Here is a 19,651-nt window from a genome sequence, read left to right as displayed (position 1 = left end):
AGCGAAAGGGCCGCCCGATGAACGGACGGCCCTCGCACGGCGACAAGTGACACCTGGTTACGGCAGCGGTGCGGCTCCGCGCTTCGCCAGGTAGTCCTTCATCAGCTCGGTCTCGGCGGACTGCGACTTCAGCATGTTGTCGGACAGCGTCCTCACGAACGGCTGACCGGCGGCGGTCGAGGCGTACTCGGCCATCGGTGCCCCGCCCACGTGGTGGCGGAGCATGAGCTGCAGCCAGTAGACGTCGAAGTCGCGTCCGGCCGGCATCGTGCGCAGCTTGGTCAGTTCCTCGGTCGTGGCCATGCCGGGCATCAGCGGTTTGCCCGCTTCCGGCGTGGTGGCGCCGTGGCCGTGCACGCCCGCGGCGTCCATCCACTTCATGTAGACGCCGGAGATGTTCTGCTCGTGCTCGTTCCACATCATCAGCCAGCCCTTCATCCGCCCCACCTGTTCGAGCTGGGTGGAGGAGATGTCGAACGCGAGCTGGCGGATGTCCGGTTCGGTCGAGCGGTCCCTGGCGATGTTCGCCATCTGGATGCCCTGCAGGTGGTGCACGGACATGTCCTGGCAGAAACCGACGTCCACCGAGCCGGAGGCCGGAACCGCGCCGGACGAGGACGAGCCGGGGAGTTTCACGAGCAGGCCCACCGCCGCGCCCAGCAGGAGCACGGCGAGGACCGCGGCGCCGATCACGAGGGTCCGAGCCACCCCTGAGGGGCGGTCGGACACCTCGGTCTCGTCAGGAGCGGACATCAGCTCGACGGGGGCGTCGAGACGGAGCCCGACGTGGGCGGCGTGCTCATGTTCGGCTGGGCCTCGGTCTGGGAGTCGTCCTTGCCGCCGTCCATCGGCACGGCGTCGGCGCCCGGCTTCTCGGCCACGAACGGGGCCGGGTTCGACAGGAACTGCGGGTTCTCGCAGGACGCGCCGACCTCGGGGTAGGTGTTCGGGTTGCGCAGCAGCGACGAGATGAACTGGTCGACGCGCTCGTCCTCGACGTTGTCCAGCTTCAGCTGGTGGCCCCAGGACTGCAGCGAGACCGGCTTGTCGAGACCGGGGAACGGCGAGAGCGCCATGTACGGGATGCCCTCGACCTTGACCTTGAGCTTGTTGAGGGCGTCGTCCTTGACCTGGTCCGGGTTGTACGCGATCCAGACCGCGCCGTGCTCCAGGCCGTGGACGATGTTCTCGGTGCGGATGGCCTTGTCGTAGACGACACCGGTGCAGTCGGCCCACGTGGCGTCGTGCGGTCCGCCGAAGGCAGGGGTCTGGTCGTAGGCGACGCGCTGGGTCGCCTCGACGTGACGGGACCCCTTGTACTCCTTGACCACGATGCCCGCGAGCTGCGTCGACGGGTCCTTGTTCGTGTCCGAGGGCTTCCACTTGGCCAGGGCGGCCTCTTTGACGTTGTTCGCGTGGATCTGCGAGTACGCATACCCGAAAACACCGCCCGCGAGGCCCAGCACCGCGATGACCGCGATGATCGTGCCCCACGGCTTCGGCTTGCTCGCCACCACCGAGGAACGGGCTGCGGCCACGCTGTTGCGTGTGGCCTTCGTCTTCTTGCCGCTGGTCATGTCCGCCTCAGATGTCGTCCTGGTCAACCGGCGCCAGTGTAGGGACATCGTGTCTGGTCACTGTCAGCGCAGGGCGATACCACGTCCGCGTTAACACTTGCCGTCTCACCCTCCGAGACCCGGTAACCCGGTCGAGACCTGCGACAACGCATCTCTAAACTGTTCCAGCGTGACCCCTGAAGCGCTCGCCGATCTGGTCCGGACGACGGTTGCCCAGTTGCTGGCCGACCGACGTCTGGAGGCCTCCGCTCTCCCGGAGCAGGTGACGGTCGAGCGACCCAGGAACCCCGAGCACGGCGACTACGCCACGAACATCGCGCTGCAGCTCGCCAAGAAGGCCGGCGTGCAGCCGCGCGAGTTCGCGACGTGGCTGGCCGAGGCCCTGCTGGCCCAGCCCGCCATCGCGAAGGCCGACGTCGCCGGTCCCGGTTTCCTGAACCTCACGATCGCCACCGAGGCCCAGGGAGCGATCGTTCGTGCGGCGCTGGAGCCCGGTTACGGCACCGGCGCCGAGCTGAACGGCAAGCGGATCAACCTGGAGTTCGTCTCCGCGAACCCCACCGGCCCCATCCACCTCGGTGGCGCGCGCTGGGCGGCAGTCGGCAGCGCGCTCGGCGAGATCCTGCGGGCCCGTGGCGCCGAGGTCGTCCGCGAGTACTACTTCAACGACGCCGGCGCGCAGATCGACAGGTTCGTCCGGTCGCTGATCGCCGCCGCCAAGGGCGAGCCGGCCCCCGAGGACGGCTACGCGGGCACGTACGTGAGCGACATCGCCGCCGAGGTCCTGCGCCGCGAACCGGGTGCGCTGAGCGACCCCGAGACGGTGCGCAGGGTCGGCGTCGGGCTCATGTTCGAGGAGATCAAGAGCAGCCTGCACGACTTCCGCACCGACTTCGACGTCTACTTCCACGAGGACTCGCTGCACCAGAGCGGCCGCGTGGACGAGGCGATCGCGAAGCTGAAGGCGAACGGCTCGCTGTACGAGAAGGACGGCGCCTGGTGGCTGCGGTCCACGGACTTCGGCGACGACAAGGACCGCGTCGTCATCAAGAGCGACGGCAACCCGGCCTACATCGCGGGCGACATCGCGTACCTCGTCGACAAGCGCGGCCGCGGCTTCGACCTGTGCATCTACATGCTCGGCGCCGACCACCACGGCTACATCGCGCGCCTCAAGGCCGCGGCGGCCGCCCTGGGCGACGACCCGGACAGCGTCGAGGTGCTGATCGGCCAGCTCGTGAACCTCGTGAGCGACGGCCAGCCCGTCCGGATGAGCAAACGCGCCGGCACCGTCATCACGATGGAGGACCTGGTCGACGCGGTCGGCGTGGACGCGGCGCGCTACGCCATGATCCGGTCGAGCGTCGACTCCAGCCTCGACATCGACCTCGACCTGCTGCAGAAGCACGACAGCGAGAACCCCGTCTACTACGTGCAGTACGCGCACGCCCGCATCTCGGGGGTGCTGCGCCACGCCGCGGACCTCGGCGTCACGCAGGGAGACGACCTCTCGCTGCTGGTGCACGAGCGCGAGGGCGACCTGATCCGCACCATCGGTGAGTTCCCCAGGGTGGTGGCGACCGCGGCCGAGCTGCGCGAACCCCACCGGGTGGCGAGGTACCTCGAAGAACTCGCCGGGTCCTTCCACCGCTTCTACGACCGCAGGAACGGCGTGCGCGTGCTTCCCCAGGGCGACGAGGAGACCACTCCGTTGCACCGGGCGAGGCTCACGCTCTGCGCCGCCACCAGGCATGTTTTCGGAGCGGGCCTCGGCCTGCTCGGCGTCACCGCACCGGAGCGAATGTAAATGCGAGCACATCCCGCTGGACCTCGGCACGCCGACGTCATGGCATCCGGCACCACCGCCGGAGACCGCCCCTCGACCGCCGACCAGCTCGACTACCTGCACCCGACCGTGTGGCCGCGCAACGCCTCCCGCAACGCTTCCGGCGTCGTGGAGCTGGCGGGCGTGGACGTGCGCGGGCTGGCGGAGCAGTACGGCACCCCGTTGTTCGTCATGGACGAGCAGGACTTCCGCGCGCGTTGCCGCGAGCACGCCGAGGCGTTCGGTGACCCGACGCTCGTGCACTACGCCTCGAAGGCGTTCCTGAGCGTGCAGGTCGCGAAGTGGGTGGCCGAAGAAGGCCTCTCCATCGACGTCTGCAGCGGCGGTGAGCTCGCGATCGCTCTGCGCGCGAACTTCCCGGCCGAGCGCATCGCGTTGCACGGCAACAACAAGAGCGTTCCCGAACTGATCGCGGCCGTCGAGGCCGGCGTCGGCGGGATCGTGCTCGACTCGTACCACGAGATCGCGCGCCTCGACCAGATCGCGCGTGACCGCGGTGTGGTGCAGAAGGTGCTGATCCGCGTGACGGTCGGCGTCGAGGCGCACACGCACGAGTTCATCGCGACCGCGCACGAGGACCAGAAGTTCGGTTTCTCGCTGTCCTCCGGCGACGCGGCCGAGGCGGTGCGCCGCGTGCTGAAGGCCAGCGGCCTCGAACTCGTCGGCCTGCACAGCCACATCGGCTCGCAGATCTTCGACGCGTCGGGCTTCGAGGTCGCCGCGCGCCGCGTGATCGGCCTGCTCGCCGAGATCCGCAAGGAGCACGGGGACATCCCGACGTTGAACGTCGTCGACCTCGGCGGCGGACTCGGCATCGCCTACACGCCGGACGACGACCCGCCCCCGCCTGCCGAGCTCGCGCGGCAGCTGCACAACATCGTGCAGAAGGAGTGCGAGCACAACGGCCTGAGCATGCCTCGCATCGCGGTCGAGCCCGGCCGCGCGATCGTCGGCCCCGGCACGGTCACCGTGTACGAGGTCGGGACGATCAAGGACATCGAGCTGGACGGTGGCGCGCGGCGCCGGTACGTCAGCGTCGACGGCGGCATGAGCGACAACATCCGCACTGCTCTGTACGACGCGGTCTACGACTGCAAGCTCGTCTCCCGTGCCGCGGAGCCCGAATCGCGGGCCGTGCTGTGCCGCGTCGTCGGCAAGCACTGCGAGTCCGGTGACATCGTCGTTCGCGACTGCTGGCTGCCCGACGACCTCGCGCCGGGAGACCTGGTTGCGATCGCTGCCACAGGGGCCTACTGCTACTCGATGGCGAGCGGGTACAACCGACTTCCACGGCCCGCGCTCGCCGCGGTGACCGACGGAGAGGCGCGGCTGCTGCTGCGTCGCGAGACCGAGGACGACCTGTTCCGTCTGGAGGTGTAGGCAGTGTCAGTCAAAGAGGCGGGCCCCGTGAAACCTATTCGTGTCGCGTTGCTCGGTTGCGGCACGGTGGGCACGGAGGTGGTCCGGCTGCTGACAGACCAGGCCGAGGACCTCACCCAGCGCATCGGCGCGCCGGTTGAGCTCGCGGGCATCGCCGTGCGCAGGCCGAACAAGCACCGTGAAGTGCCGGAGCACCTGCTCACCACGGACGCCGCGGCGCTGGTGAAGTCGGACGACGTGGACGTCATCGTCGAGGTCATCGGCGGCATCGACCCGACGCGCGGCCTTCTGCTGGAGGCGCTGCGCAACGGCAAGTCCGTCGTCACGGCGAACAAGGCGCTGCTGGCCGAGCACGGCCCGGACCTGTTCGAGGCGGCCGACGCGTCCGGTGCGGACCTCTACTTCGAGGCCGCCGTCGCCGGCGCGATCCCGTTGCTGCGCCCGTTGCGGGAATCCCTTGCGGGAGACCGGATCACGCGTGTCATGGGCATCGTGAACGGCACGACGAACTTCATCCTGTCCGCGATGGACGCCACCGGCGCGGGCTACAACGAGACGCTCGAGGAGGCCTCGCGCCTCGGTTACGCCGAGGCCGACCCGACCGCCGACGTCGACGGTTTCGACGCCGCGTCGAAGGCCGCGATCCTTGCGTCCCTTGCGTTCCACACCCGCGTGACGGCTTCGGACGTCTACCGCGAAGGCATCCGCGCGGTGTCGGCGGCGGACATCGCGGCCGCCAAGGGCCTCGGCCGCACGGTGAAGCTGCTCGCGATCTGCGAGCGCGTCACCAGTCCGTCCGGTCAGGAATCAGTCGCCGTTCGAGTGCACCCGGCGATGATCCCCAGGACGCATCCGCTGGCGAGCGTCAACGGCGCGTTCAACGCGGTGTTCGTCGAGGCAGACGCGGCGGGGGAGATGATGTTCTACGGGCAGGGTGCCGGTGGCGCCCCCACGGCGAGCGCGGTCGTCGGCGACCTGGTCGCCGTGGCGCGCAACATGGTCGCGAGCGGGCACGGCCCGCGCGAGTCGGCCTACGCCGCGCTCACCCCGCAGCCCATGGGGAACACGCCGACCCGCTACCACATCAGCCTCGACGTGGCCGACAAGCCCGGTGTCCTCTCCCAGGTCGCCGCGGTGTTCGCCGAGCACGACGTGAGCATCGCCGCGGTGCGCCAGGAAGGCCGCATCGAGGACGCCAGTCTCGTGATCGTCACGCACGCGGCTACCGACGCCGCGCTGCGGTCCACTGTGGACAAAATCGGTGGCCTCCCCGTGGTGCGGGACGTCGTCAGCGTCATGAGGGTGGAGGGCGAAGAGTGAGCCCAGAAGGAACGAACGTCGCGAGAGCAGGCTGGCCCGGTCTCATCAACGCCTACCGGGACCGCATCGAGATCCCCGAGGGCGCTGAGGTCGTGACGCTGCACGAGGGCGGCACGCCGCTGGTGCACGCTCGAAGGCTCTCCGAGGCCACCGGGTCCGACGTGTGGGTCAAGGTCGAGGGCGCGAACCCGACCGGCTCGTTCAAGGACCGCGGCATGACCGTGGCGATGACGTACGCGCTCGCTTCTGGCCTGAAGGCCGTCATCTGCGCCTCCACCGGCAACACGTCCGCCTCCGCCGCCGCCTACGCGGCCAAGGCGGGTCTCACGGCGGCCGTGCTCGTGCCCAGCGGCAAGATCGCGATGGGCAAGCTCGCGCAGGCCGTCATGCACGGCGCGAAGATCCTGCAGATCGACGGCAACTTCGACGACTGCCTGGAGCTCGCGTCCAAGACCGCCGCCGAGTACCCGGTGACGCTGGTGAACTCGGTCAACCCGGTGCGGCTCGTCGGCCAGCAGACCGCCGCGTGGGAGGTCTGCGACGTGCTCGGGCAGGCGCCGGACGTGCACTGCCTGCCGGTCGGCAACGCGGGCAACATCACCGCGTACTGGAAGGGCTACACGTCCTACGACCAGGGCCTGCCCCGCATGTTCGGGTTCCAGGCCGCCGGCGCGGCACCGCTGGTGTCCGGTCAGCCGGTGCCGAACCCGGAGACCATCGCCACGGCGATCCGGATCGGGTCGCCGGCGTCGTGGACGGGTGCGATCAAGGCGCGCGACTCCTCCGGTGGTCTGATCGACGCCGTCACCGACGAGCAGATCCTGGCCGCGTACCGCCTGCTGGCGTCGTCCGAGGGCATCTTCGTGGAGCCCGCGTCGGCGGCGTCCATCGCCGGTCTGCTGATGACCGCCGAGGACGGGCGTCTGTCCAAGGGCTCGACCGTTGTGTGCACGGTCACCGGCCACGGTCTGAAGGACCCCGACACGGCGTTGCTCGGCACCACCGAGGTCGAGCCGGTCCCGGTCGACCCCGGCGCCGTCGCGCACGCGCTGGAGCTGGCGTGAAGTTCCTCGTCTCCGTCCCCGCGTCGACCGCGAACCTCGGTTCGGGGTTCGACGCGCTGGGCATGGCGCTCGGCATGTACGACGACGTGGAGGTGGCCGGCGGCGAAGGCGTCGACGGCCTCTCGATCACGGTCGACGGTGCCGGATCCGGCGATGTCCCGCTCGACGAGACCCATCTCGTCGTGCGGGCCGTCCGCGCCACCGGCTACACCGGTGGACTGGCGCTGAGGTGCCGCAACACCATTCCGCACGCACGGGGACTGGGCTCGTCGGCGGCCGCGATCGTGGCGGGCGTCGCAGCCGGATTCACCCTGTTGGGTCGCGAGTTGGACACGGACGCATTGCAAATCGCCGCCGAGTTCGAGGGCCACGCGGACAACGCGGCTGCTTCTCTGTTCGGCGGCGTTGTCGTTGCCTGGTCTGAAGGAGAGCGTTACCGCGCAGTGCGGATGGATGCCGACGCACGCGTGCGCCCGTTCGTCCTGATCCCGTCGCAGGAGTCGTCCACCAAGACCACGCGCGGCCTGCTTCCGGCCGAGGTGCCGCACGCGGACGCCGCGCACGCCGCGGGGCGCGCTGCCCTGGCAGTGCACGCGCTGACGTCGGATCCGACGGTTCTCCTTGCGGCGACTGAGGATCGACTCCACCAGAACTATCGCGAGCCCGCATGGCCGGACACCGTTCGGGTGATCAACGATCTTCGCAAGCTCGGAGTTCCCGCCTGCGTGAGCGGAGCGGGACCCACGGTGATCGCCTTCGGTGATCTTCCTCCCGAGATCGACGTGCACGGCTTCGACGTGCGGAGACTCGACGTCGACGCCGCCGGCGTGCGCGTTCGTCCATTGGACTGACACGCCCGACCCCGGTTGTTGCATGGCGGAGGACCGGCGTCTACTCTCGGGGGCGATCAGTCACCGCGCGCACGGGCGCCGGTGTCGCGCTCGGACACTCGTTCCGAGTCGCAATCCTTTTGTGTTCCGGCTCTGTGCCGTGCGGGCGGGGCGAACGCAAAAGAGGCACCCGATCGCCGTGTGATCTGAGAAAAGTCCCGTGCTTGAGGGAAGCCGTCGTGCTTCCGTCTTCATCGGACTTGACCGCCGTTCCCCGCTGAAGTGGGAAGGCGGGTCCGCTGGGCCGCGTAGGAGGCGGGGCCTGGTCAGGAAGGACATGTGTGACCAACACCGATTTGCTGAGCAGCGAAGTCGCAGCTGCCGCTGGTTCTGGAGCCGAGGAGAACGCTCTGTCCACCCCATCGAACGGCACGACGCCGCGCCGCCGCGCGGGTCTGTCCGGCATGGTGCTCGCCGAACTTCGCGAGCTCGCCGGCCAAATGGGCATCACCGGAACCGCAGGCCTGCGCAAGGGCGACCTGATCGCGGCCATCAAGGAGAAGCAAGGCTCCGGCGCTCCGGCGAAGACCGAGAAGCCCGCGAAGGCCGAAAAGGTTGCCGCGAAGGCCGAGGCGCCCGCTGAGAAGCCGGTTGCCGTCAAGGTCGAGAAGGCCGAAAAGCCTGTTCAGCAGCAGCTCGAGGTAGCGGAGAAGCCTGCCGCCGACTCCGGCGCTTCCGACGATGCTCGCTCGTCCGAGGACGGTGGGCGCCGTGGAAACCGTCGCCGTCGTTCCGGCCGTGGCGGTGGCAGCGCCGAGGGCGAGAGCCAGTCGCAGCAGCCGCAGCAGGAGCAGCGTTCCGAGCGTCCTGAGCGCAACGACCGTCCCGAGCGTGCGGAGCGTCCCGAGCGTTCGGACCGCGCTGAGCGTTCCGACCGCGGCGACCGCGCTGAGCGTGGCGAGCGTCAGGACCGTGGCGAGCGCTCCGAGCGTTCCGACCGCGGCGAGCGTTCCGACCGTTCGGACCGTGGTGACCGCAACGAGCGCGGCGGCCGTGACCGCAACCGCGACCGCGGCGAGCGCAACGACCGTGGTGACCGTGGCGGTGACCGCCAGGGTGGCGGCCAGCCCGACGGTGACGACGACGGTGGCCGCCGTGGCCGCTTCCGCGACCGCCGCCGCCGTGGTGGCCGTGGCGAGGAGCAGGGTGGCGGCGGTCGTGGCGACCGCGAGACCGAGGTGCGCGACGACGACGTCCTGCTCCCGGTCGCGGGCATCCTGGACGTGCTGGAGAACTACGCGTTCGTCCGCACGTCGGGCTACCTCGCGGGCTCGAACGACGTCTACGTCTCGTTGTCGCTGGTCCGCAAGTACGGCCTGCGCCGTGGCGACGCCCTCACCGGCGCCGTCCGCCAGCCGCGCGACGGCGAGCAGCAGCGCCAGAAGTTCAACCCGCTGGTCCGCGTCGACAAGATCAACGGCTTGGACCCGGAAGAGGCGCGCAACCGCCCGGACTTCACCAAGCTGACGCCGCTCTACCCGAACGAGCGTCTGCGCCTGGAGACCGAGCCGCACATCCTCACCACCCGTGTCATCGACCTGGTGATGCCGATCGGCAAGGGCCAGCGCGCCCTGATCGTGTCGCCGCCGAAGGCCGGCAAGACCTCGGTGCTGCAGTCGATCGCCAACGCGATCACGACGAACAACCCCGAGTGCCACCTGATGGTCGTCCTGGTGGACGAGCGTCCGGAAGAGGTCACCGACATGCAGCGCTCGGTGAAGGGCGAGGTCATCGCCTCGACCTTCGACCGGCCGCCGTCGGACCACACGACCATCTCCGAGCTCGCCATCGAGCGGGCGAAGCGCCTGGTCGAGATGGGCCACGACGTGGTCGTGCTGCTCGACTCGATCACGCGTCTGGGCCGTGCGTACAACCTGGCAGCGCCGGCTTCCGGCCGAATCCTGTCCGGTGGTGTCGACTCGACGGCGCTGTACCCGCCGAAGCGCTTCCTGGGCGCGGCCCGCAACATCGAGGGTGGCGGTTCGCTGACCGTCATCGCGACGGCGCTGGTCGAGACCGGTTCCGCCGGTGACTCGGTGATCTTCGAAGAGTTCAAGGGCACGGGTAACGCCGAGCTCAAGCTCGACCGCAAGATCGCGGACAAGCGGACGTTCCCGGCTGTCGACGTCGACTCTTCCGGTACCCGCAAGGAAGAGCTGCTGCTGTCGCCTGACGAGATGGCTGTCACGCACAAGCTGCGTCGGGTGCTGCACGCGCTGGACGGGCAGCAGGCCATTGACCTGCTGCTGGACCGGCTGCGCAAGTCTCGCACCAACATCGAGTTCCTGATGCAGGTCGCGAAGACGACGCCTGGGTCCGAGCAGGACTGACGCTTTTGAGTGGCGTGTGAGTTTCACGTGAAAAGACCCCCGGTGCTGGTCACCGGGGGTCTTTTTGCTGGTGTTCACTCGAATGCCGAGGGGTTGGGTGCGCGCGGGTTGGGTGGGGCGTCCCCCGGTTGCGTTGGCGGGTGCCTGTTGCGAGTCCCGTAGGTGGTCGCCGTGCGTGCTGGTGTGGCGACTGATGCCTGGGGCTCCGCCCCAGACCCCGCCAATGTCTGTCATCGGTAGCCGACCCTGTGCTGATGGCGTCTGCAAGTACCACCAGCTCAAGATCATCAAGCGTTTTTCCGCTACCAACCGGCCACGCTGGGGCATCCGGTCGCGTCACGGCGTCGTCGGCGAGTCGGGTGTCGTCAGCGGCGGTTTGATCATGAGTTGGCGGTACTTGCAGACGCCAAACAGCACTCGACTTCGCCGGAACCCTGGGGCTCCGCCCCAGACCCCGCCAATCTGATCGAAAACCGGGGTCAGCGGCAGCGGGTGGTCTGGCGGCTCTCGTCGTTCTGCATCAGCGCCTGGAACGCCAGGCCCAGCAGCACCGGCAGTCCCACCACCGTCGCGGCCAGGGCGGGTACCTCCACCGCGCCCTCCACGACGCCGAGCGCCAGCACCGCCGCCAGGTAGGGCCACCTCAGCCAGGTGCGTTGCCAGGTTCGCTTCCAGCGCACCCCGCCGGACACCGCCGCGGCCACTGCTACGCCAGCTCCCGTCACCACCGGTGACAGCGGCACCGTGGTCCAGGAAGCCATGATCAGCCCTGCCGACCCCATGAGGCCGAACACGGCGGCGGAGAACAGGAACGGCACTGCCAGCCACAAGGGCTGGTTCATCGGCCGCTCTGAGGTGCAGAACACGGCACACAGTCTGATGGAGACCCGCCAACAACATGGAGTCGTATCTGGCCGAACGGCCACACCTTGCGCCGAACGGCGTATCACGGAGGTTAAGCGGCTGTGACTTAAGCCACGGGACGGAGTTGGGAACAACCGCGTTTTTGCACGTGTTGAACGGTCTGGCAAACTAAACGGTCGAGTCCGGCTCCGGTTCACCCGTTCACCAACTGGGACCCGGCGGCCATCCTTGAAAGGGACAAGATCTTGAAGACTGGCATCCACCCCGAGTACACCCCCACCGAAGTGACCTGCAGCTGCGGGAACACGTTCACGACGCGCAGCACCTCGGCTTCCGAGGTTCGCGTCGAAATGTGCTCCAACTGCCACCCGTTCTACACGGGCAAGCAGCGCATCCTGGACACCGGCGGTCGCGTCGCGCGCTTCGAGGCGCGTTACGGCAAGCGCAACAAGTAGCTGCTTTCACGGCGCCTGACCTCGGCCTTCTGGCCGGGGCGGGCGCCGTCGCCGTTTCCACGGAAACCCAACGAAAGCAGGAGATGTGTCGCAGTCGCTGGACAGCTTGCTCGCCGAGTACGACGAGCTGGAGAAGAAGCTCGCCGATCCCTCCGTGCACGCTGACCAGGCGGGGGCGCGCAAGCTCGGCAAGCGGTACGCCGCGCTCGGGCCCGTCGTGAAGACGGCGCGGGAGATCGAGCAGGCCAAGAGTGATCTGGAGGCGGCGAAGGAACTCGCTGCCGAGGACCGGTCCTTCCAGGAGGAGGTCGAGCAGATCGAGGAGCAGCTCCCCAAGCTGGAGGAGAAGCTCAACGAACTGCTGCTGCCGCGTGACCCGCACGACGGCGACGACGTGCTGCTGGAGATCAAGTCCGGTGAAGGTGGCGAGGAGTCCGCGCTGTTCGCCGGGGACCTGCTGCGCATGTACACGCGGTATGCGGAGCGGCACGGGTGGAAGGTCGAGATGCTCGACGGCACCGACTCCGACCTCGGCGGGTTCAAGGACGTCACCGTCTCCATCAAGACCAAGAGCGCGGTGCCGGACGGGGTGTGGAGCCGGCTGAAGTGGGAGGGCGGCGTGCACCGCGTGCAGCGCGTGCCCGTCACCGAGTCGCAGGGGCGCATTCACACCTCTGCCGCCGGTGTTCTCGTCTTCCCGGAGACCGAGGAGACCGCCGCCGTCGAGATCGACGAGAAGGACCTGCGGATCGACGTCTACCGGTCGTCCGGCAAGGGCGGTCAGTCGGTCAACACCACCGACTCCGCCGTGCGCATCACGCACCTGCCGACCGGCATCGTCACGTCCTGCCAGAACGAGCGCAGCCAGTTGCAGAACAAGGCTCGCGCCATGCAGGTGCTGCAGAGCCGTCTCGTGGCCCTCGCCGAGGAGCAGAAGGCGCAGGAGCAGTCGGACGCGCGGCGCACCCAGATCCGCACCGTTGACCGCAGTGAACGGGTGAGGACCTACAACTTCCCCGAATCACGCATCTCCGATCACCGGGTTGGGTACAAAGCGCATAACCTGGACCAGGTGCTCGACGGAGACCTGGACGCGGTGGTGGACGCACTCGCCGCCGCTGACCGGGCAGAACGGCTCGCAGGCGGGTAATCCGACGTGGGAGGGGCGCGTTGTGGCCGAGATCTTGGTGAATCCGCAGTCAGCGCCCCTCGACCAGCCGGTCGACGTGCTCGTGGCCGGGTTGAAACCCGGCCAGACAGTCACCGTGCAGCTCTCCACGGGCGATCGCGCCTCTCACGCCGTGTTCGAGGCGGACGACCGTGGTGTCGTAGATCTGACCAGGCACGCACCGCTCGATGGCAGCTATCGCGGCGTCGACCCGATGGGGTTGTTCTGGTCGTTGGAACGCACCGGCGGCAAGGCCGGCCCCACCGTGCTGTCCGTCGAAGGCGTGGGCGACCGCGTTCTCGAACGGCTCGCTGTGCCCGAGGGCGTCGAACGGCTGGAGGTCCGGGAGAACGGACTGGTCGGCACGCTGTTCGCCCCTGAGGACGACGGAGGCGAGCTGCCGGGCGTCATCGTGCTCAGCGGGTCGGAAGGCGGCATTCACGAGACCGACGCGGCACTGCTGGCCGCGCACGGGTTCGTCACGTTCGCGCTCGGCTACTTCGGCATGAAGGGCCTGCCCGAGAACCTCGTCGACATCCCGCTCGAGTACTTCGGCAAGGCCATCGACTACCTCTCCGAACGCGCGGGCGAGATCGGTGTCGTCGGCGGGTCGCGCGGTGGTGAGCTGGCGTTGCTCGTCGGTGCGACGTTCTCGCAGGTCAGTGCCGTGGTGAGCGTCGTCGGCAGCGGCGTGGTGACGCAGGCGATCGGGCCGGGTGCCAACCTGCTGCAGAAGCTCTCGTACGAAGCGGCGTCGTGGACGTTGAAGGGCGAGCCGCTGCCGTATCTGCCGTACGAGATCGGCGACGAGCTGCGGGCGAGGATCGTCAGCGACGAACCGGTGCCGTTGCGGCTCGCGTTCAGCACCGAGGACGGCATCCCCGAGGACACCGAGATCCCCGTCGAACGGATCGTCGGGGGTGTGTTGCTCATCTCGTCCGGACAGGACGACGGGTGGCCCAGCGTCGATCTGAGCGAGGTCGCGATGCGGCGGCTCAAGGACCACGAGCACCCGTTCCCGTACGAGCACGTCGTGTATCCCGAGGCAGGACACCTGATCGCGGGCCCGCCGCACCGGCCGGCCACCGACGTGACCTATCCGGGTCCCGGTGTCACCTTCTCGGGTGGTGGTGTTCCGCGCGCCACCGCACATGCTCAGGCGAACGCCTGGAAACGGACGGTTGAGTTCTTGCGGGAGCAGCTCGGGAGCTAGGTTGTGTGCTTATGAGCGCACACTTTGATGTCGTGGTCGTGGGTGCGGGTCCCGGCGGGTACGTCGCCGCGATCCGTGCGGCTCAGCTCGGGCTGAAGACCGCCATCGTCGAGGAGAAGTACTGGGGCGGCGTCTGCCTGAACGTCGGCTGCATCCCTTCGAAGGCCCTGCTGCGCAACGCCGAGCTCGCGCACATCTTCACGCACGAGCAGAAGACGTTCGGCATCAAGGTCGACGGCACCGTGAGCTTCGACTACGGCCAGGCGTGGCAGCGCAGCCGCAAGGTCGCGGACGGGCGCGTCAAGGGCGTGCACTTCCTCATGAAGAAGAACGGCATCACCGAGTACAACGGGTGGGCCAACTTCACCGACGACCACTCGCTGACCGTCGGGGACGAGACGATCACGTTCGGCCACGCGATCATCGCCGTGGGCGCCACGACCCGGATGCTGCCGAACACGCAGAAGTCCGACCGCGTCGTGACCTACGAAGAGCAGATCATGACCGAGCAGCTGCCCGACTCGATCATCATCGCGGGCGCCGGCGCGATCGGCGTCGAGTTCGCCTACGTCATGCACAACTACGGCGTGAAGGTCACCATCGTCGAGTTCCTCGACCGGATGGTGCCCCTGGAGGACGCCGAGATCTCCGCCGAGCTGCTCAAGCGCTACAAGAAGCTGGGCGTCGACGTCCGCGTCGGCACGCGCGTGGAGTCGATCGACGAGTCGGGCGAGAAGGTCCGCGTCACGGTGTCGAAGGACGGTGCCCAGGAGGTCCTGGAAGCCGACAAGGTCATGCAGGCCATCGGTTTCGTGCCGCGCGTCGAGGGCTACGGCCTGGAGAACACCGGCGTGAAGCTCACCGAGCGCGGCGCGATCGACATCGACGGCCGCGGCCGCACGTCCGTGCCGCACATCTTCGCTATCGGCGACGTCACCGCGAAGCTGATGCTCGCGCACGCCGCCGAGTCGATGGGCATCATCGCCGCGGAGACCATCGCGGGCGCCGAGACCATGGAGCTCGACTTCGTCATGATCCCGCGGGCGACGTTCTGCCAGCCGCAGATCGCGTCGTTCGGCTACACCGAGGCGCAGGCCCGTGAGAAGGGCTTCGACGTCCAGGTCGCGAAGTTCCCGTTCACCGCGAACGGCAAGGCCCACGGCCTCGGCGACTTCGCCGGGTTCGTGAAGCTGATCAGCGACGGCAAGCACGGCGAGCTGCTCGGCGGCCACATCATCGGCCCCGAGGCGACCGAACTGCTGCCCGAGCTCACGCTGGCGCAGCAGTGGGACCTCACCGTCAACGAGGTCGCGCGCAACGTCCACGCGCACCCGACGCTGTCGGAGGCCGTCAAGGAAGCGGTGCACGGCCTGGCCGGGCACATGATCAACTTCTGAGGTAGTTTTCTCATCTGATGATGAACCGGCAACCGCTTCGCCTCGCCGTCTCCGAGGCGACCAAGATCCTCGCCGAGGCGGGTGTGGACAGTCCGCGCGTCGACGCGGAGTACCTGGCCGCGCACGTGCTCGGGGTCGAGCGCGGGCGGTTGCCGCTCATCCCGCTGGTCGATCCGTCGGTGATCGACCAGCTGCACAAGCTCGTTCTCGTTCGTGCCTCGCGCATTCCGCTGCAGCACATCCTCGGCTGGTCGCCGATGGGCACCATCACCGTCGAGGTCGGGCCCGGCGTGTTCGTGCCGCGGCCGGAGACCGAGCTGCTGATGGAGTGGGGCCTCAAAGCGCTGGCCGGCGTTTCCTCACCGGTCGTCGTGGATCTGTGCACCGGAACGGGCGCGCTGGCGTTGTCCATCGCTGCCGCGCGCCCGGACGCCGTGGTGCACGCGGTGGAGATCGATCCGCAGGCGATCTCGTGGACGCGGCGGAACGCGAACGCGCGGGTGGCCGCCGGGGACACGCCGATCCGGTTGCACTCGGGGGACGCCACCGACCCGTCGCTGCTGTCCGATCTGGACGGTCTGGTGGATCTCGTGGTGTGCAATCCGCCTTACGTGCCAGAGGGAACCCCCGTGCAGCCCGAGGTGGGTGTGCACGATCCGCACCACGCGGTGTTCTCCGGTGCGGACGGGCTGGACGTCATCCGGCACGTCGTGCGGGCGGCGGCGCGCTGGCTCAAGCCCGGCGGGTCCGTCGGCATCGAGCACGACGACACGCAGGGGGAGTCCGTGCCCGCGCTGCTGGCCGCGCGCCGGGTGCTCGCGGACGTGACCGATCACGCCGACCTGGCGGGGCGGCCCCGGTTCGCGACCGCCCGCAAAGTCGGTTAGATCGTTTCAGAAGAGCGCGTCGAAGGCCTTCGACAGGTCCTTCATCTGCTCGCCGAGGCCGCGGTCCGCGAGCTTGTCCATCAGGTGGTCCGCGACGTCCTTGCTGGGCTTGGGTTTGCGGGCCTCGGCGCGAAGATCGTCCACCGTCTCGATCGTGGACGTGGGTGCCTGCGTCTCGGTCAGGTCCTCGCGCAGCTCGTCGAGCAGCCGCAGCACTGCGCTCACGTCCTTGATGTGTCCGATGTGGACGTCCCCGGTTCTGGCGCGTCCACTGGTGCCGATGTTGCTGCCGATCACCGGCCCCTGGATCTCGAAGTTCCGCTCGTTCATGACTTACCCCTGGTCGCGCTGGTGTTGCCCGTGCGTGCCTTGCCGGCCGTGGCGATGTTGCTGGAGATCACCGGGCCCGTGATGTGCACGTTGTTGCTGGTCACCTGCATGGCCTGTTCCATGAACTCGGTGACCGAGATTCCCTTGCTCTCCAGGAACTCGCCCAGCGTGCGCAACAGCCGTGACTCCAGCACCTTGATGTAGCGCTCGACGTCGGTGAGCTGGAAGTAGTTGTCGACCTGGCTCATGCTCGCGAGCTCGCGCAGGCTGTTGCTGGCGCCGTAGCGTGCCGCGACGAACGTGCCTTCCGCCTGGTGGATCGGGTTCATCCAGCCCACGGCCGTGGCGAACCGCTTCGGCAGCGACGCCGGGAACTTCAGCAGGTCGACGACCGCATCGAGGAACGGGCGCATCGACTGCTCGGGCAGGACGTCGATCTGCCGTGGTGGGTGTGGATCGGGTACAGGATGCAGGGAGTCCACTCGACGTAGAGCATCTCCTCGTCGAGCCCGAACGTCAGGTACGCGGAGACGACGACGTCGCGGTCCCACGTCTCGACCTGGAACGAGCGGAAGTAGCGCATCCACTCCATCGGCCTGGCGATCAGATCGTCCACAACGGACCTGCCGACCGCCGACACCGGTGAATGATCCTTGTTGGGCAACACGATTCGCGCTTCGGCGTCGTCGATGTGGTCGATCAGCTCGACCGAGGAGATGACGACGCGGTCACCGGTCTTCAGTCCGCGCAACCGATGCCCCGGTGAGAGCGACGGCGAGCGGCCCGTCTTGACCAGTTCGCTCGTGATGCGGTCGTACAGCTCCACGAGGGCGAATCCTGGCAGCGGCGCGTCGGTCCTGTCCTTGGTGAGCCTGAGGGGCAGCGCCATCGACCACGGTTCGAACATCGTGCCGGAGCCGACGAACGGGCGGTAGCCGTGATAGACGATCACCTGCGCCTCGTTCGCGTCGTCAGGCTCGGCGTCGTTCTCGGTCGGATAGAGCGCGAGCGCTTCGGCGTAGTTCGAGTGCCCAAGCTCCCGGAACTTCCACTCGTTTCGCCACAGCTCCTCCTCGCCCTGGCTGGTGCGGAAACCGGCGCGCCGGAAGCTCTTCGTCACCAGCAGCCAGGTCACGACCCGATCGCCCAGCAGCACCGCGAAGATCAGCGCGATCGCGATGACCAAGGTCGCGAGCACGGCGCCGCTGCTCTCCCGCTCGCACACCTCGTACCTGGGCCTGCAGTACTCGCTGGAGGCGGCGAGCTCTTCCATGAACTTGTACAGCACGAAGAAAAGCGCGATCGCGCTGGCGATCGAGCCGAGCACGGCCGGACCGCGCGTGTGAGGCGCGGTCTTCTTCGGACGTGTGAGCGCCAAGCGCGCCCCGGTCCCGACCGCCACGATCGAGGCGACCACCAGCCACCCCACGAGCAGCGTCCCGTTCGCGGCGAACAGCACCACGACCGCCAGCGCCAGCAGCAGACCGTCGCGCACCTTGCGCCGCGTGCGTGCCGCCACCGCCTCCCGCAACACCGCGCCGGAGTTGACTCCTGGCGACCGCGGAATCGACCGAGTGGCCTCGACGAGGTACTCGCGAATGGCCGAGTCCGCGAACTCCTCGTCTCGGTGAGCGGCTCCGCAGAGGAAGCGGGTTGTGTCGTCGCGCAACTTCGGAGAATCGTTTCCCGTCGTTGCCGCGGGAGTTGACATTGTCCTGTCCACTTTCTGTCATTGAAATCGAGCACTCTGTGTTTGTGCTGGTCAGGGACATGGTGAGACAGCGAACAACATGCAATTCGTACCGTTGCTGGCACAATAGTCGTTCCTGATCGGAATGGGACAGAGGTGGCCGAATTGCACATTGTCAATGCGCCGAACGAGGGCAAATGACGCCCTTCTCGGACGCGCCGCCGATCCGTTGCTTCCTGAGCTACGCGCGCCAGGACGACGTGGTGATGGACTTCGTCGGACCATTCGCCACAGCGCTGCGCCACTACGCCTACGCGGACCGGGGCCGCTCGCTGGAGATCTTCCTCGACCGCGAGGCCATCGGCTGGGGAGACCTCGTCCAGCCGACCCTGCGCTCCGCCGTCCGCGGCACCACCGTGCTGATCCCGGTGCTGACCCGCCGCTACTTCGACCGCCCGTACTGCCGCGAGGAGCTGTTCCTCTTCTACAACCAGGCTTTCGTGGACGGCGTGCGCGGTCTCCTGCTCCCCGTCGTCCTGCTGGGCGCCGACCACCTGACCGAGCACAACCCCGACCTGGCCGTGCAGCTGGTGGTCGAACGCCAGCACCGCAGCGTCCGCGAAGCCTGGATCGAGGGCCCTTCGTCCCCGGCATGGCGCCGCACGATGCTCGCGCTGGCGTCAGAACTCGTGGACAACGTGGAGGCCGCCGAACGCACGCTGCTCACCGCTCCCGTGCCGCCCGACGTCGACGTTCCCGCTGTGCTGGCACGGTTCTCCCGCGACGTCCAGGCCGTGATCCACGCCTGCGGCAGCGTGATGGCGGATTTCCAGGCCCTGCTGGACGTCGACAGGGCGGCATTGGCCCCCGCCGCCGTGCGCCTGCGAGACGTCGGCCGCATGTTCGAACGCCAAGCCTTCGACACGGACCGAGCCCTGCGCTCAGCCGGCGTCCCGTTGTCTGCGCGCTTCTCCGAACTGGACGACCTCGTGCCAGGCGTGGAAGCCCTCCTGGCGTCGACGCACCGCCTGGAGGCGTCCGACGTACCTATCCGCCGCATGATGACGGTGTTCCGTGAGGGCCTCACCGCGCTGCGCAGCGGCCTGCGAGTTGTGGAGTCCTGGGCGGAGTGGCCAAATCCTGGCCAATAACGCGTCGTTTGGGCCCGTTGGGGTGAAACGGTCGTATGTTCTCCGCGGGGAGGGCACGCGGTCACGCGCTATGAGGATCCGCCGCCTCG

18 protein-coding genes are annotated in these 19,651 nt (G+C 68.3%); 12 read left to right on the top strand and 6 right to left on the bottom strand.

The features are described from left to right. Positions 1 to 57 precede the first annotated feature (57 nt). Both ACIRG5_RS31045 and ACIRG5_RS31040 read right to left on the bottom strand, forming a co-directional pair. Entirely contained in the window at positions 58 to 753 is a 696-nt protein-coding gene (locus ACIRG5_RS31045; protein ID WP_319975597.1) for a DUF305 domain-containing protein, read from the bottom strand. Next, a complete protein-coding gene (locus ACIRG5_RS31040; protein ID WP_402911728.1) occupies positions 753 to 1,577 on the bottom strand; it encodes a DUF3105 domain-containing protein in 825 nt (274 codons plus the stop codon). The genes ACIRG5_RS31045 and ACIRG5_RS31040 overlap by 1 nt, the downstream gene beginning before the upstream one ends. A gap of 169 nt (positions 1,578 to 1,746) precedes the next feature. Here ACIRG5_RS31040 and argS point away from each other — a divergent pair, with 169 nt between their 5' ends. The 6 genes from argS (at position 1,747) to rho (ending at position 10,407) form a co-directional block, all read left to right on the top strand. Further along, the gene (gene argS, locus ACIRG5_RS31035; protein ID WP_402911126.1) at positions 1,747 to 3,384 is read left to right on the top strand and encodes an arginine--tRNA ligase; all 1,638 of its coding nucleotides are present in this window, start codon (positions 1,747 to 1,749) and stop codon (positions 3,382 to 3,384) included. Then, positions 3,385 to 4,803 carry a diaminopimelate decarboxylase gene (gene lysA, locus ACIRG5_RS31030; protein WP_402911123.1) on the top strand — a complete coding sequence of 473 codons (1,419 nt, stop codon included), beginning with the start codon at positions 3,385 to 3,387 and terminating at the stop codon, positions 4,801 to 4,803. It begins immediately after the preceding gene. 3 nt (positions 4,804 to 4,806) lie between these two features. Then, positions 4,807 to 6,123, top strand: coding sequence for a homoserine dehydrogenase (locus ACIRG5_RS31025; protein WP_402911120.1), 1,317 nt, complete (start codon positions 4,807 to 4,809; stop codon positions 6,121 to 6,123). Next, positions 6,120 to 7,187 carry a threonine synthase gene (gene thrC / locus ACIRG5_RS31020; RefSeq protein WP_402911117.1) on the top strand — a complete coding sequence of 356 codons (1,068 nt, stop codon included), beginning with the start codon at positions 6,120 to 6,122 and terminating at the stop codon, positions 7,185 to 7,187. The genes ACIRG5_RS31025 and thrC overlap by 4 nt, the downstream gene beginning before the upstream one ends. After that, a complete protein-coding gene (thrB, locus tag ACIRG5_RS31015) occupies positions 7,184 to 8,038 on the top strand; it encodes a homoserine kinase (RefSeq protein ID WP_402911114.1) in 855 nt (284 codons plus the stop codon). Before thrC ends, thrB begins: the two co-directional genes overlap by 4 nt. Before the next feature lie 320 nt (positions 8,039 to 8,358). Next, on the top strand, positions 8,359 to 10,407 hold the full coding sequence (gene rho, locus ACIRG5_RS31010; RefSeq protein ID WP_402911111.1) for a transcription termination factor Rho: 2,049 nt from the start codon (positions 8,359 to 8,361) through the stop codon (positions 10,405 to 10,407). A gap of 479 nt (positions 10,408 to 10,886) precedes the next feature. On the opposite strand, the gene ACIRG5_RS31005 is transcribed toward rho, so the two are convergent. Beyond that, on the bottom strand, positions 10,887 to 11,273 hold the full coding sequence (locus tag ACIRG5_RS31005; protein WP_402911109.1) for a hypothetical protein: 387 nt from the start codon (positions 11,271 to 11,273) through the stop codon (positions 10,887 to 10,889). Positions 11,274 to 11,516: 243 nt separating this feature from the next. Between ACIRG5_RS31005 and rpmE the strand changes: the two genes are divergently transcribed. The 5 genes from rpmE to prmC all read left to right on the top strand — a co-directional run bounded on the left by rpmE (position 11,517) and on the right by prmC (position 16,391). Beyond that, positions 11,517 to 11,726, top strand: coding sequence for a 50S ribosomal protein L31 (gene rpmE / locus ACIRG5_RS31000; protein WP_030480430.1), 210 nt, complete (start codon positions 11,517 to 11,519; stop codon positions 11,724 to 11,726). 85 nt (positions 11,727 to 11,811) lie between these two features. Next, positions 11,812 to 12,876, top strand: coding sequence for a peptide chain release factor 1 (gene prfA, locus ACIRG5_RS30995; RefSeq protein WP_402911105.1), 1,065 nt, complete (start codon positions 11,812 to 11,814; stop codon positions 12,874 to 12,876). 22 nt (positions 12,877 to 12,898) lie between these two features. Then, positions 12,899 to 14,107 (top strand): acyl-CoA thioester hydrolase/BAAT C-terminal domain-containing protein, encoded by a 1,209-nt coding sequence (locus ACIRG5_RS30990; protein WP_402911103.1) that lies wholly within the window; start codon positions 12,899 to 12,901, stop codon positions 14,105 to 14,107. Between the two features lie 11 nt (positions 14,108 to 14,118). After that, positions 14,119 to 15,504 carry a dihydrolipoyl dehydrogenase gene (gene lpdA, locus ACIRG5_RS30985; protein ID WP_319977829.1) on the top strand — a complete coding sequence of 462 codons (1,386 nt, stop codon included), beginning with the start codon at positions 14,119 to 14,121 and terminating at the stop codon, positions 15,502 to 15,504. Positions 15,505 to 15,524: 20 nt separating this feature from the next. After that, complete coding sequence (prmC, locus tag ACIRG5_RS30980; protein WP_402911100.1) at positions 15,525 to 16,391, top strand: peptide chain release factor N(5)-glutamine methyltransferase; 867 nt, start codon at positions 15,525 to 15,527, stop codon at positions 16,389 to 16,391. 6 nt (positions 16,392 to 16,397) lie between these two features. Here prmC and ACIRG5_RS30975 read toward each other — a convergent pair whose 3' ends face one another. From ACIRG5_RS30975 to ACIRG5_RS30965, 3 genes are read right to left on the bottom strand one after another with little or no spacing between them, the layout of a single operon-like run. Next, complete coding sequence (locus ACIRG5_RS30975) at positions 16,398 to 16,721, bottom strand: hypothetical protein (RefSeq protein ID WP_319977827.1); 324 nt, start codon at positions 16,719 to 16,721, stop codon at positions 16,398 to 16,400. After that, a complete protein-coding gene (locus tag ACIRG5_RS30970; protein ID WP_402911098.1) occupies positions 16,718 to 17,134 on the bottom strand; it encodes a hypothetical protein in 417 nt (138 codons plus the stop codon). Before ACIRG5_RS30970 ends, ACIRG5_RS30975 begins: the two co-directional genes overlap by 4 nt. Next, positions 17,098 to 18,390, bottom strand: coding sequence for a hypothetical protein (locus ACIRG5_RS30965; RefSeq protein ID WP_402911095.1), 1,293 nt, complete (start codon positions 18,388 to 18,390; stop codon positions 17,098 to 17,100). Before ACIRG5_RS30965 ends, ACIRG5_RS30970 begins: the two co-directional genes overlap by 37 nt. A gap of 218 nt (positions 18,391 to 18,608) precedes the next feature. Here ACIRG5_RS30965 and ACIRG5_RS30960 point away from each other — a divergent pair, with 218 nt between their 5' ends. Next, entirely contained in the window at positions 18,609 to 19,562 is a 954-nt protein-coding gene (locus ACIRG5_RS30960) for a TIR domain-containing protein (protein ID WP_402911093.1), read from the top strand. Positions 19,563 to 19,651: the final 89 nt, after the last annotated feature.

The organism is Lentzea sp. NPDC102401 (assembly GCF_044765805.1).
GTDB lineage: Bacteria > Actinomycetota > Actinomycetes > Mycobacteriales > Pseudonocardiaceae > Lentzea > Lentzea sokolovensis.
Note: the sequence above shows the minus strand (reverse complement) of the source record. Positions and strands in the feature narration are given on the sequence as shown.

What these genes read in the sequence shown, in the direction of transcription:
- prmC (WP_402911100.1), top strand. Translation starts at nt 15,525, where the DNA reads ATGAACCGGCAACCGCTTCGCCTCGCCGTCTCCGAGGCGACCAAGATC.
- lysA (WP_402911123.1), top strand. Translation starts at nt 3,385, where the DNA reads ATGCGAGCACATCCCGCTGGACCTCGGCACGCCGACGTCATGGCATCC.
- lpdA (WP_319977829.1), top strand. Translation starts at nt 14,119, where the DNA reads ATGAGCGCACACTTTGATGTCGTGGTCGTGGGTGCGGGTCCCGGCGGG.
- ACIRG5_RS30970 (WP_402911098.1), bottom strand. Translation starts at nt 17,134, where the DNA reads ATGCGCCCGTTCCTCGATGCGGTCGTCGACCTGCTGAAGTTCCCGGCG.
- ACIRG5_RS30960 (WP_402911093.1), top strand. Translation starts at nt 18,609, where the DNA reads ATGACGCCCTTCTCGGACGCGCCGCCGATCCGTTGCTTCCTGAGCTAC.
- ACIRG5_RS30975 (WP_319977827.1), bottom strand. Translation starts at nt 16,721, where the DNA reads ATGAACGAGCGGAACTTCGAGATCCAGGGGCCGGTGATCGGCAGCAAC.
- ACIRG5_RS31040 (WP_402911728.1), bottom strand. Translation starts at nt 1,577, where the DNA reads ATGACCAGCGGCAAGAAGACGAAGGCCACACGCAACAGCGTGGCCGCA.
- ACIRG5_RS31045 (WP_319975597.1), bottom strand. Translation starts at nt 753, where the DNA reads ATGTCCGCTCCTGACGAGACCGAGGTGTCCGACCGCCCCTCAGGGGTG.